The organism is Hymenobacter sp. (assembly GCF_036387835.1).
GTDB lineage: Bacteria > Bacteroidota > Bacteroidia > Cytophagales > Hymenobacteraceae > Hymenobacter.
In genome coordinates this window covers 119713-133006 of sequence record NZ_DASVSY010000099.1, presented here as the reverse complement: position 1 = coordinate 133006, position 13294 = coordinate 119713, and the positions used below count along the sequence as shown (strand labels likewise).

Below are 13294 nucleotides of genomic sequence, written 5' to 3'. Positions count from 1 at the left end.
TTTAAAGGGCCTGAAAACAACTTTGAATCCTCAACACAGTGCTATTCTATCTAGCATCCTGAGAGGAAGGTATACAGGCATTTGCACAAAATCTATAAAATCAGCAAAAATTGAATTAAACTTATCTTATAGTACAATAACCAACAATAACTACTTGTTAAAAATCAATAAGCATTACACTAAACCGATATAATCTTCTTTTATCTTACTTGATATAATACCATAAATTTAGTGTTATTATAGATTATAAGCCCTTTACTGGTTATTTAAGACAAAATACCTACTCCGTCTACACAAAGTTATTTTGTCATTTACCTTTAAAGATGAGCAAACGTGTATTTTGACTTATTCTTATCATACAGGCATCTCTGCTTGATTTATAAAAACGCTTTACTTAGATAAAGCATATAAAACGGATCTACAAGAACAAAGACAGCTTCATGGCTATCACGAATAATCAATAATTAATTAGATATCTAGCAGATCATGATCGATAGCAGAACAGCTCTCTATTTAACATAATTAAGTACCAGAATATAGACATTGTACAGTGAATTATGCTCTGATTTGCCTACCCCAATAGCCTTCTCTTAGCAGCAATTCAACCATAAGAGAGCAGTGCGCTTTTTGCGTTGATGGCAGTAACGGTGTACTATACTTGCCTTGGACTAGCAGTTGATAGTAAGTGATGAACGCGCAAGGTCAGCTTGCATACCACGATAGGTTTAGCTGCTGCTGCTGTACTTTTGGCTTGTGCTTACTACCCGCTTCCAAAAAGCCCTCCGGGGTCTTGCTCGCCTTGCTCGCAACCCGTGGCTCCTCAACCATGTGCTGGCTGCCGATGAAACTGTCTGGCAGCAGCAAGTACTCAATCATAACACGCACAGTTTGACGCCTGCCGGCCTGCCAATAGTACCGCTCTCGTACTTCCTGACAGCCGCGGACCGAACGGTACGGCCCTTTGCATTTCGTGATGGGGGCTCCCTTCCCACCGATTTGTTGTTGCTTCGCGCCGTAGCAGGCCGCGCAGCAAGCTGCCGTTACTTCGAGGTTGGAACCTGGCGCGGGGAGAGTGCCGCTAATGTGGCCGAAGTGGCCGCCTCGGTTCATACACTCAACCTCTCGGCAGCCGAAATGCGAGCCATGGGGTTAAGCGAACGGTATATCGAGTTGCACGGCTTTTTTTCGCGCCCCCTGGCAAACATCACGCATCTACACGGCAACTCTGCCACCTTCGACTTGGCATCGTTAGGGCACTTCGACGTGGTATTTATTGATGGTGACCATCGTTACGAAGCGGTACGCACCGATACACGCCGCGTATTCGAGCATTTGGTTGGTCCTGCCACAGTGGTAGTTTGGCACGATGCCAGCCGACAACCAGGCCAACCGCGCTGGGAGGTGCTAAGTGGTATTCTGGATGGGCTACCGGCCACTGCGCCCGGCCACCTTGTGCAGGTAGAGAATACGCTATGCGCTTTATACTCTCCGATTCCTCTCCCTTCCTATGGAGCTAATCCGCTGGCTGATCCTAGCCCTTCTTTCGAGGTAACAATTACTATCAGGCAGAATCCTGCATCTTAACCTAGCTAAATCCACCCCTATTGAGTTAGCCGCCAAACGCACATCAGGCTTTAGACTCGTGGCCTTGTATGGTCTTTGCTACAAACTAAACGATTAATATAGCAGCTGTTACGTCTTACGCCGGGCAACTCCCCAGAGATACGTCAGATCGACAGAGCCTGGCAGAAACGCCCAGGGCGCAGCGCCGGTAGCACGATAAAAGTGATAAAGCAAAAAAGCGGTGGACACCAAGTAGGATAAGGTGCTAGCCAATGCCGCTCCGTGAATACCAAAACGAGGAATCAACAACGTACAGGCCGCTAGCGTTACCAGCAACCCGAACACGGAAGCGGCATTGTTGATACGGTAACGGGCTAATCCGGCAAAATAGCTACTGCATAAAATCTGGAGCGCCATCACCACGCCTCCTGGCGCTAAAAAGAGAATTACGGAATGGGCTGCGCCGAATTCTGGCCCGAATACCGCTGTTAGTACGGCGGGCGGGAGCAAAGCCAGAAACCCTATGCCCCCGGCAGTACCTAGCACTGCCAGGCGCGATACTGGCAAAGTTGCTGCCGGCGCAGCCTCTTTCTTGGCATGCACAAGATCAACGTACTGCACCAAGGCGGTACTCCGCGGAATCAACCAGACCGCCTCCGTCAATGCCACTCCCACCGATAGAACACCAACGGCCCGCGCATCAGCAAAATGAGCCACGAAGTAGTAACTGAGCCGATAGTTAGCAAAAGCTAGGATGTTAGAGAAATGCGCCCCCCGGCTGTGGCGCCCTAGCTCGCGCATGGTGGCCCACAGCCGCCGCCCACCACTTGGCCGGTCAGGCAATTGAGCTAAGGCCCAAAAACTTGCCACCAACGATAAACCATAAGCCAAATAGGTGGCATAGTAGTAGACCGAAACCAGCTGCCAGTGCAAACCAACAAAAGCCACCAGCAGTGCCCCAGCCAACAGGGTTACTTGCGCCACCAAAAGCCCATTGTAAGTGGCTTCTCGCCGTCGACCAAGCAGTAAAGACGTATTAATAGAAAAGAAAGCCTGCAACAGCGCCAAGCCCAATAAATGGCCGAGATAAGTGGGGGCTACCTCGCGCACCAGTGCCACCACGCCGGTACCAGCTAAGCATACGGCAAGCGCCCAGGCGTAAGCAGGCAACAGCAAATGCCATAAGTTGCGGCGAGGTGCCAAGTAAATCAGCGATGAACCTCCCAGCAACCCAATAAAGAGCAGCAGCGCTGCGCAATCGGTTACAAACAAGCTTACTGCTCCTCTGCCCGCTGCTCCCAAATAACGCGCTGTCAGCCACACTACCACGAAGCTCAGCAGTGCCGTAGCCAAGCGGGTAGTGAAATTGTGGATGATACGACGAAGCATAGGTGGCAACGAAAAATAGAAAGCCTCAAGCAAGGTACAGCAGTTCAAAGTGCATACAGCAATCAGCCACAAGCAAGGTGGCTGATCCTTGTAATAAGGCGTAGAGAGTTTCCGTCTCTAATTAAGCTCCAAGACCAAGTAACTGTTGCTGTAAATAATAGCTCACCTTTTGATTTGTTGATACACGCGCCAGAAGGCGGCCCCTACGGCTGGATAGCTAAACTGCGCAGTAGCAGCTGCCCGCAATGCTTGCGCATCAAAACGACCGCGCGGAGCTTGCAGCACTGTCAGCAGGGCCTTAGCTAAAGCCTCTTCGTCTCCAGCAGGCACAAGCAAACCCCTCGACCCGTCTTCGGGCAATAACTCAGGCACGCCGTTCACACGGGTGGCCACCGCTGGCAAACCGCTCGCCTGCGCTTCGATGAGCACACAAGGCAGGTTTTCGTAATTGGAAAACAATACGAACGCCTTAGCTCGACGCATTTCTTCCGCTACTTCCGCCGAGGTTAGTTTGCCCAAAAACGTTACTGTGCCATCAGCCAGCAGCCCCAAGTCGGTGGCAAGTTGGTGTAGTTGTTTTTCGGCGGCACCATAGCCGGCAATGCGCAGGCGAAAATCTAGCGCAGAATGCTTTGCCCGTAGCTGAGCCACCGTCCGCAGAACACCGCTCAGGTTTTTAGCCTGCTCATTGAAAGCGGCCACATTCAACAACCCATAGCGCACTTGCAGCTCGTTAGGCAAATGGAACAGGTCGGTATCCACTGCATTCGGAATGACAACCGTACGTGTGTTGGTACCCCCGAGCCGCGCCAGCGCACGGCGCAAGTCGTCGGACACGGGGGTGAAGGCGGCAGCTTGGCGCACCAATAAGGTTGCTACTCGTCTTCGCAACCATCCTAACTGCTGCGTACTTGCGGGCAGGAATACAGTCCAGTGTTCGGTAATCAAATAAGGAATCTGGTAACGCCACTTCAACCACCACGCCAGCATAGCGGTGCGCAACATGATGTGCGCGTGCACAACATCGGGTTGCGCTCCGCCCCAATGCCGACGCACCGCCCGCACCCCGCGCCCGACACAGATCAGCCACAGGAACAGCTTTATTAGCCGGTCGAGCGAGTTCAGGCCTGTAAAACGCGCACGATAATAGTATCGCCACGTAGGAACCGAACCATCCAGATCTACTTCGGTATCAATCAGGGCAGGAAGCGGCCCTCGCGCTACGGCAGCAAAAACTACGGCACTTTGCAACGTGTTGTCAGCGCTTGAAGTCTGCGCAATAGCCGCTATATGCCGGGCCACAAAGTCCCCGTCCTGGTTGTCGTAGCGGTTGGGGTACCACTTAGGCAAATGCAGCACGCGAAGCTTCATGCAAGCGGTAGTAAAGTAAGTTTCTAATGAGCTTGCAAAATCATTTCGGCCAAGTTCCAAAAACGGCGCAATCTGGTTTGTTGCCCTTGCCGTTTACAGCCTTTACTGGCAAGATTGAAGAGCTCTACCACAAACATAGAAAAGCCTGCCCCATTAGAGGCAGGCTTCTCAAGCATTAAGTCTGAAAACTTATTTCGTTACTACAAAGCGCACGGCCTGCGTGGTTTCGCCCGTTGTTACGGAGGCTACGTACAAGCCCGCTTGCAGCGAAGCCGGCAACTCGACGCTCTGCACGCCCGTGCTTAGTCTCTGCCCGTCGCGCACTACTGCCACGACACGGCCCGTCACGTCCAGCACGCGCACCGATACAGCGCTAGCGCGCTTCAACTCAAATGTGAGTTTGGCGGCACCTTCTGTTGGGTTCGGTGCCACGCTTAAGCCCTGCACCTGCTCATCGGCTTTCTTGTTAGCCAATACGGAACCTGGCACGTTGTAGCACGTAATCTGGGGATTAAAGTTAGTCCAGCCAGTAGCCCAGTTAGTAGCACCAAATGCACCGCGGTAAGTCACTACATCAAAGGTGCTATTGACTCCGCCATTGCCAGTGCCGGTCAGCTTAGCATTGGCAAAGGAGGCCCCCGTATTCAGGATAGAATTAGCTGGCAACGCGAAGTAGGGAGTGAGTTGTGGATTGCCGGCGCTGCCGCCAAAGGCAAAATTGTCACCGTTCAGCCCCAGGGCCGCTACCGTGCGGGTGGTGTCGTTGCCATTGCCGCCTACGAAGGCATTGATACTGAACCCCGCCGTGGCGCCGCTATTGCTTGTTGTGCGGCCCGCCCGACCCGGCGCTGTGTAGCCGGCCAGCACGTTGTTGACAAACACCAGCGAGCCGCTGGCTGCGTTGGCCGTGGTCAGGTTAACCGAGTTGCTGTTCAGCTCCAGCCCGAAAGGCCGGCCGGCGAACACCGAGTTGAAAATGCTCTGGGCCGAGTTGCGCCGGATCAGGGCCCCATCGGCGTTGTTGAACGGCGAAGCCTGAGTGGGCGTGGTTGGCATCAGCACGGTCATGTTGGTAAATACCGCCGACGTCTGGGGCATGTTCGTGGTGCCCGTGGCGTCGTTGTCGCTCTCAAACCCGTTGGATACGCCCCCGGTGGCAATGTCGCCGCGGCGGGGGTCCCGAATCGAGATACCATACTGTACCCGGCCCGAGTAGCCGTTGTCGGTGTCGAAGTCGTCGTCGGTGCCGGCTAGGCCAATTAGGTACTTGGCATTCACCGTACCGCCAAACCACTCAAACGAGTCGTCGCCGGAACCCGATACCTGAATGTGGTCGATGGTGGTGCCATGGCCCACGCCGCCCAGCGTCAAACCATTGATTTCGTTGTTTACCGCGAAGGCCACCCCAGGATACTCAATCCGCACATACTGCAGCGTACCCGAGTTGTCGGCGGGGTTGGTACCACCGAAAGTGGCATTGACGCCGCCCTCGATGGTGGGGTTCCCGGGCAAGTTCACCGGCGCACGACCGCAAATAATGATACCACCCCAGTCGCCAGGAGCCCGCATGCCGGCCGGCTGGTTGGAAGTGAAGACGATAGGCTGGGTGGGCGTGCCAATAGCGTTCAGCTTGCCTCCCTGCCGGATAACGAGGGCGCCCTGGTTGTTCAGGTCGCCTTTGATAATCGTGCCTGACTCGATAGTCAGCGTAACCCCGTCGTTCACGAACACCACCCCATTGAGCAGGTAGATATTGTTGCGGGTCCAAGTGGTATTGGTGGTAATCTGGAAGCCGGTGGTCTTGTCGGGGGTGCCAGTACCCACCGAAATAACGTTGGAAGCTGTGGACGGGCAAGCCGTTTGAGCCTGCACCGACCCGGATGAAGCCGCCACAGCCAGTGCGAACATAACGGGAAGTACAATCTTTTTCATGTGGTGGAAGTGAGGGAATGAATGGTGGAGAATACGCCGTAAAAGTCCGTCCTTGGTTACGTCTGCAACGAATGCCCGACGTTACGTTTCTGCCTGTTTTCTGTTAAGAAACTGTTACCTCAATTCGGCCGCCTACAACCGGTACGTCAGCCCTAGCGTAGAGTAGGTGCCGCGCTTGTAGCGGGCAAAGGCGGCGCCATCCTCAATACCATTGATTTTGCCGTTACGATCGAAGTCGTAATACTGCCGTACTTCTTGGTTGAAGATGTTCTGGATGCCTGCCCGCACCTCTAGGTGCGAACCCAAACCCTTGGTCACAGCCAAGTCCACAATGTGCCGGGGCAACTCAATCACCGAGTAGTTTTGGTTCTGGTCGCCCACGAAAGCAATGCGTGGCCCAATGACGTTGTATTGCACCGATATCTGCCAATGGTTTTCATCGTCCTGGTAGAATGTTCCTAGATTAACCACGTACGGCGACTGCCCTTGCAGTGGGCGGTTGGTAAGGGCGAAGTTCTTGTTGTCAGCCAGGGTGGTATCCAGGTCTACGCGGCTGCGGATAAAGGAGGCGTTGACCACAAAGGAGATACGCTGCAAAAACGCATTTTCCGTCATATCCAGCAAAGACTTCCGGGCTTCCACTTCCACGCCTACATCGTAGGCCTTGTCGGCATTCTGGTAGGTGAGCGTCAACTCAGAACCGGTAGTGGAACGGGTTACCTGCTCGATGGCATCAATGAACCTTTTACCAAACAGCCCGAAAGAAAGCATTTCCGAGCGGGTTGGGTAAAACTCGTAGCGGAGGTCGGCGTTATAGATCCGGGCCGTGCGCAACGAATTTGAACCAATAACGAAAAAGTTGTTTGAGAAATCATAGTACTGATAATCAGCAACCTCTCTAAATTCTGGCCGGTTCACCGACTCACTCACCCCAGCCCGAAGCAAGTGACGCTCATTGATATTATAAGTCGCGTTTAGCGAGGGCAGCACAAACGTGCGCTCTTCTTTATAGGTGTCCTCGCCCTGGCTGATTCCCGAGCGCAAGGTCTTCCGGTTATACTCTACGCGCACACCACCCGTTAGGTTGAACTGTTCAGAGAGCGGTGCCACCCCGCTTAAGTACGCAGCGGCAAGCCGGTTCTTACCAGTGTAGCGGTCCTGGGGCTGCGTACCCTCGCGCAACACAAACCCAGTGGTTGCATTCAGGTTATCGGCGCTGAAAATCGTTTCCAGTGGCTGCTCGGCAATACTCTGGTCGAAGGTACGGGAGCTGCCACGGGCATAATTGAAGTAGCGGCTATCATAGTTTCGCTCTTTGTCCTCGGCATAAAACCCGAGGCGCAGCTTGTACTGGTTCACGCTGAGCGTGTCGCGGCCATGAAAGCGCCGCTCCACCTGCCCGCTAGCCATGTAGGTGTTTTCCTTCAGCGTAGCATAGTAGCGGGCGCTGGTAGTGGGCACGTTGTTGATGGCCACCTGAAACGGCGCCGGATTCAAGTCGCCGGGCTTGCCAGCTACCAGCAGGCGGGTTTGTTGGTTCTGGCGGTAATCAGGCTCGTCGCGGAATACGTAGTTATAACCGCCCGCCCAAGTCAGGGTGGTGCGGTTGGCCGGGCCTACCTCGTGGTTGCCGCCCAGCTGCCCCGAGTAGATGGTACGGCTCTGATAATGGAGCGAGTAGTCGTTCCGCTCGCCATCATCGAAGTTTTCGCCTTTGCGGTTCACTACCTCGTCGGTGCCGTACTGGTTGAAGAAGTTGCGAAACTCCACCCGGTTTCGGTCGTTGATGCGGGCTTGGTAGTTGTGAATAATGCCCAGGCGCACCGCCGACAGATTACGGTTGTCAACGTAGTTGAAAAATTTGCCTGGTATCTGATCCGGCATCTGCGGATTATACGCCGTAAAGCGCTGGCGAATAGAGGTGTTCTGCTCCTGCGTGTTGGCATACGAAAGCGAGGTTACGTTGCTGACATACACGCTCCCCACTTCAAATTTACGGTTGACGCCCAGTGAGATACGCAGGTCGGGCCGCGACATCGAGCTACGCGGCAGAAACTCGTTCCGCAATTTCCCCTGCGCTTCCTGCAGTTGGTCGGCATTAGTGGTCGAGCCTTGGCCACTTAACCCGGCCAGCACGCCGGGCAGCTCGCGCTGCCCGTTGTCGAAGCCCAGAAAGTCAGTGGAGCTGTGGTTGGACTGCAAGTAGCCGCTCTTGAACGTGTTGGTGGACCGGGCCCACCCCGATACCGTGAGGCTGGTTGTGTTTTCCAGCACGCTATTCTTGGTATACACCTTCACCACGCCACCACCAAATTCGCCTGGCAACTCCGGTGAGCCGGATTTGAAAATCAGAATTCTATCAATGGCGGAGCTAGGCAGAATATCGAATGAGAAGGAGCGAGTATCCGTTTCAGCCGAGGGCGTTAGGGCATCGTTAAGTAGCACGGTATTGTAGCGCTCAGCTAACCCCCGGATAACGATGAAGTTGTTGTTCTGAACGGTTACGCCCGGAATGCGTTTTACTACCTCGGCCGCGTCTCGGTCAAGGGTTTTCACAATCTGGTCACTACTCATGCCACTTACCACCACCTCGCTTTTCTTGAGGTCTTGGATCAGAGCTACCTCGGTACCAGTTTGCTTCTGGCCCGTTACTACTACGTCTTTCAATGAGGTAGCACTTTCCTCCATCACCCCATTTAGCGTTGTTTTGTTGCCCGCCGCTACGGTAATACCCGTAAAAGTCAGCGGCTTATAGCCGATGTAGGTTATCGTAATATTGTAGGAACCCGGATCGAGTTTCAATTCGTAGTTACCCTCGACATCAACAGGGGCGGCCTGCACGGTACCCGTTACAATGACGGTGGCTCCAATTACACCATCACCGGTTTTTTTATCGGTAACCTTGCCGACGATAGAGCCTTGTTGGGCCATTGTTAGCGTGCTAAACAACAGGCCTAAAAACAGGAGGAAAAGATGACGCATACAGTGAATTTTCGTTGGCGTCACAAAATTACCGGGCTCCTATTACGCCAAGATTGCGCGCAGATTACCCTTATGTTACGCGTCTCTTAAGCGCCTCTGAACCTGAAAGAAAACACTACTTTTGCGGCCTTTTTACCTTTTCTACCCATGCTTCAATCCATGACTGGTTACGGTGTTGCCCACCGTGACACCGACTCTTACTCTGCTACCGTCGAGATTAAATCCTTGAATTCCAAATCTTTGGATTTGACGCTACGCTTGCCTCGCTTTCTACAAGACCGAGAACTAGAAATCCGGAATCTGGTGACCAGAAGCTTGGTGCGTGGCAAAGTGAACTTAAATTTTGATTTCACTCGGGCACGAGCTACCAGCAGCCAAACAGGCATAATCAACCAAGCCGCCCTAGCCGCTGCTTATCAGGAACTAGTAGATCTTAGCAACCGTACAGGAGCTCCGCTTGATATCCTAGCAAGCATTGCCAAGGCACTACCAGGCAGCATGCGCCTGCCGGCCGAAGGAGTAGCGCTACCTGAGCAGGAAGACGAAATAGGTTGGGATGAGCTCTTGCCTTTGGTACAGGAGGCACTAGACCGTACCAACGAGTTTCGCCGCACGGAGGGTCAAACCTTAACCACCGAGATTTTAGGATACCTAGATAGTATACGGATCCAACTAGCGGAAATTGAACGCCATGATCCTAACCGAGTAGAGCAAGTGCGGGAACGGCTACGCGCTCATCTGGCTGACCTGGCTAGTAGCGAGCAATTCAACCAAGTTCGCTTCGAACAAGAGCTTATATACTATATAGAGAAACTAGATATCGCCGAGGAAAAAGTACGGTTAGTCAGCCATTTGCACTATTTCACCGAAACTGTATATCTGCCAGAACCTACTGGCAAGAAATTAGCTTTTATTTCACAGGAAATTGGTCGCGAAATCAACACAATCGGATCAAAGGCCAACGACTCTATTGTACAACACTTAGTAGTTGGTATGAAAGAGGAATTGGAAAAAATAAAGGAACAAGTCAATAATATTCTTTGAGTGCAACTGAAAGCTTAAGTGGCTATACTTGAACTTTATCAATAAAATGTATAATGTTAATATTTAAATTCGCTTTTAGATTTTCCCTGCATATTGATAAAAATATTTACTCTTCACTCGATACATAAGAATTTAATAATCTCGCTTAATTTGCTTAAATCGACGATTTTCAGCTTTATCGGTCCTACTTCCGAAAACTATTTATAAACTCTTTCTTGCAAGTCGAAAAATCGTTCGTAAATTGTGTTCTCCAAACAGATAGATAGTTTGGCATTCGAGTTAAACCCAAAGTTGATTTTCATCTTTTTTCAATCAATTATCATGAAAAAAGTAGTACTATTACCATTTACGCTTTGCCTCTTGCTTGTATTGACGGCCTTTCGTCCTTACGCTGAAATAGAGTTGATTAAAAAGCGCGTACTAAGCGAGCGAGTTGAAATTTTGATTCCGAAAGGGTTTGAGGTCATGAGCGAACAGCAAATGGACTTCAACTACGCTCGGGCTCAGAGCCGTCCGAGTGTAATTTACACGAACAGCAAAGAGGCTAGCTTAGCCTTTACCTACACGGACAACACCGCCGATCAGGACATGATCGATATATATGCCGTCAACTTCTATAAAACCTATGCCAAGCAGTTTAAAGAAGCTAAGTGGTTCGGCAACGGTATCAAAGAGGTAAGTGGCCGTAAAGTAGGTTACCTTGAGTTGATGAAGCCTGAGCTTGGTCACGAGGTATATCAGCTTATCTTTTTCACCGATGTAGAAGGCAAGCTCCTCATGTGCACCTTTACCTGCGCCGACCGCCAGAAGCCAGAGTGGGAAACAGTGGCCAAACAAATAATGGGTTCTTTCAGAACGAACGAATAGAGATTATATCGTTCTTCTACTCCCATCAAAAGCAAACAGCCCCCAAGTCAAAACTTGATTTGGGGGCTGTTTGCTTTTGATGGGAGACACTGCTATCATAGTTTTACTTACCCCGACAAGCAGTCATATAATAACTTGTATTCGAAGTCTGTGCTAACATCAGTTGCTTGAATTTCAACGAGCACCAAGCGAGTCAAGGAAGCTGCGGATGAGCCCGAAGACGTTAGCGAAAGCTGTCAGGGGCAGTGTTTCGGCGCGGTCTTGCACGTCGTGATAGGCGGTGATACCGCCACGGGTGTACAGGAAAAAGGTTGGAACGCCGCGCTCGGAAAATGGAAAGTGGTCGGAATTGGCAGCACGCCCCCGAGCCGCTAAGCTTGGTACTGCTTTACTGGTTTCATTGAGGCGTTGGAGCAGTTGAAACGGGACCGGCAGCTCACGCCCGTTTACAACGGTCACTCCTTCGGAACCGGTGCCTAACAGATCTAGATTCACTAAAAATCGAATACGCTCAAGCGGTATCAGGGGGTTGCTCACAAAGTAGGTAGAACCTACCAAACCTGCTTCTTCGGCTCCGAAGGCGATAAACACCACAGAGTAAGCGGGCTTGTTTTCAGGGCGGGCATAGTACGCAGCCAGTTCCAGTAGCATAGCTGTGCCACTGGCGTTGTCGTTGGCACCCGGAAAGTACGTGCGCCGTCCCATGGTTCCAAGATGATCGTAATGAGCGGTTACAACCAGAAACGAGTCGGGATGAATCTGGCCAGGTACATATCCTACCACATTTTGGGTTTGATACTTCTGCTCTAGCTTGGCATCAACACGCAACGCAACATAGGTTGGCACCGATGCAGAAGTTGCAGAAGAGGAATGTTTAGTCGATTTAAGCCACGCTGACTCGAGTATGTCAAGCTTTATTTGCCGGTCCTGCTGGTTCGTTAGCGACGCGGTGAGCTTGGGCACAACAGTCAGCATAAAAGCGGCTGAATCGAGGTGCTGGCGCAACGGCGCGGGCAACGTACTAAGCTGACGCGCATGGCGGGCATTTACTACTATACCGTTTCCATTCCACGGCCGGTGTAAAATACGCTGCTGAGTTGAGGAATCAGAAAAAACAGTGGTGTCGAGTGGTATAACAGCGGCGGCAGAAAAGGAGCCACCAACACGACCAGCTCCCGAACCAGGGGCCGCGATAAAGTCTAAGCCAGGTTGCAACCGGTGGTAGCCACCGAATATTGGTAAGTGCAGCATACCCAAGCTAGAATCAATTTTCAGCTTCAGCTCACCCGGAAAGGTATTTACATCGAGTTGGAAAGATTGCGTGTAGTTAGGGGACAGTTCCTGCAGATAAAGCCGACGAAAACGGCGACGTATATATTCGGCCGCTTTTTGGTCGCCCCGGCGCACGTAACCACGGCCCTGCATACTAGGTGCCGTTAGGTCTTGAATTGTGCGGCGTACGCGGGGCATATCCTGCCCTGCTGCTGGGGTCGACGAGCCCACCAACCCAAGTAGCACTACGGCCAGCACCGCCGCCTGAGGCTGGCGGAAAAGGCTGGAAGTACTCAGGCTTTGTATTGAAGCACGGATATAGAGAACGGGCGTGCTTGACTTTCTTCTGGCTGCGTAGTTGAAGTTGCTCATTGGCTAATGTACCAGCCATACGCAAGCTTGTTAGTAGCTACGCAGGCCACTCCCAGGAATTAAGGCTAGAAAAGAGCCTTGCTTTACTCCCACCACCGGCGCGTAGCGTAAGCCAACAGCAGGCCCGCTCCGACGCCAATGCCATCACTAAGAGCATCAGACCACTCGCCGTGGCGGCCCATATGCATAACCGTTTGCAGAAGCTCAATTAGCAGACCGAATGCTATACTGCCACAGAAGACTGCCTGATAGCCCCACCGACGCAGTTGTGGCCATGCCTGCTGCCGACGCACCGAGAAAATCGCCAACACAGCTAACACCCCGAAAACGAAAGCGTGGGCAGCCGTATCAAAAGAGATAAGCTCCCACGGTGGCAGCTCCGGCATGTCCTCAGCCGGCGTAAGCGTAAGGCCCAAAACCAGCGCCGCCCACGCCAGCGGCAAGCCCACCAAAGGACGGCCACGGGGCGTGGGCGGCGCGGTTACTACCCTAGTCGACACGA

General features: G+C 52.3%; 9 protein-coding genes. 3 read left to right on the top strand and 6 right to left on the bottom strand.

Annotated elements, in window-relative coordinates:
- Positions 1 to 753: 753 nt before the first annotated feature.
- Entirely contained in the window at positions 754 to 1584 is an 831-nt protein-coding gene (locus VF639_RS19250; RefSeq protein ID WP_331147567.1) for a class I SAM-dependent methyltransferase, read from the top strand.
- 108 nt (positions 1585 to 1692) lie between these two features.
- Here the strand turns inward: VF639_RS19250 and VF639_RS19245 are convergent, their stop codons facing one another.
- The 4 genes from VF639_RS19245 to VF639_RS19230 all read right to left on the bottom strand — a co-directional run bounded on the left by VF639_RS19245 (position 1693) and on the right by VF639_RS19230 (position 9237).
- Positions 1693 to 2952, bottom strand: a complete 1260-nt coding sequence (locus VF639_RS19245; protein ID WP_331147566.1) for a lipopolysaccharide biosynthesis protein — start codon at positions 2950 to 2952, stop codon at positions 1693 to 1695.
- 162 nt (positions 2953 to 3114) lie between these two features.
- The gene (locus tag VF639_RS19240; RefSeq protein ID WP_331147565.1) at positions 3115 to 4323 is read right to left on the bottom strand and encodes a glycosyltransferase; all 1209 of its coding nucleotides are present in this window, start codon (positions 4321 to 4323) and stop codon (positions 3115 to 3117) included.
- Between the two features lie 189 nt (positions 4324 to 4512).
- Positions 4513 to 6255, bottom strand: coding sequence for a T9SS type A sorting domain-containing protein (locus VF639_RS19235; protein ID WP_331147564.1), 1743 nt, complete (start codon positions 6253 to 6255; stop codon positions 4513 to 4515).
- A 132-nt stretch (positions 6256 to 6387) separates the two neighbouring features.
- Positions 6388 to 9237: a TonB-dependent receptor gene (locus VF639_RS19230; protein WP_331147563.1), complete on the bottom strand. Its 2850-nt coding sequence runs from the start codon at positions 9235 to 9237 to the stop codon at positions 6388 to 6390.
- 147 nt (positions 9238 to 9384) lie between these two features.
- Between VF639_RS19230 and VF639_RS19225 the strand changes: the two genes are divergently transcribed.
- Together VF639_RS19225 and VF639_RS19220 are read left to right on the top strand one after the other, a co-directional pair.
- Positions 9385 to 10281: a YicC/YloC family endoribonuclease gene (locus VF639_RS19225; protein WP_331147562.1), complete on the top strand. Its 897-nt coding sequence runs from the start codon at positions 9385 to 9387 to the stop codon at positions 10279 to 10281.
- Positions 10282 to 10602: 321 nt separating this feature from the next.
- Entirely contained in the window at positions 10603 to 11148 is a 546-nt protein-coding gene (locus tag VF639_RS19220) for a hypothetical protein (RefSeq protein ID WP_331147561.1), read from the top strand.
- 174 nt (positions 11149 to 11322) lie between these two features.
- On the opposite strand, the gene VF639_RS19215 is transcribed toward VF639_RS19220, so the two are convergent.
- Both VF639_RS19215 and VF639_RS19210 read right to left on the bottom strand, forming a co-directional pair.
- Positions 11323 to 12792 carry a M28 family metallopeptidase gene (locus VF639_RS19215; RefSeq protein ID WP_331147560.1) on the bottom strand — a complete coding sequence of 490 codons (1470 nt, stop codon included), beginning with the start codon at positions 12790 to 12792 and terminating at the stop codon, positions 11323 to 11325.
- Between the two features lie 83 nt (positions 12793 to 12875).
- Entirely contained in the window at positions 12876 to 13292 is a 417-nt protein-coding gene (locus VF639_RS19210) for a VanZ family protein (RefSeq protein ID WP_331147559.1), read from the bottom strand.
- Positions 13293 to 13294: the final 2 nt, after the last annotated feature.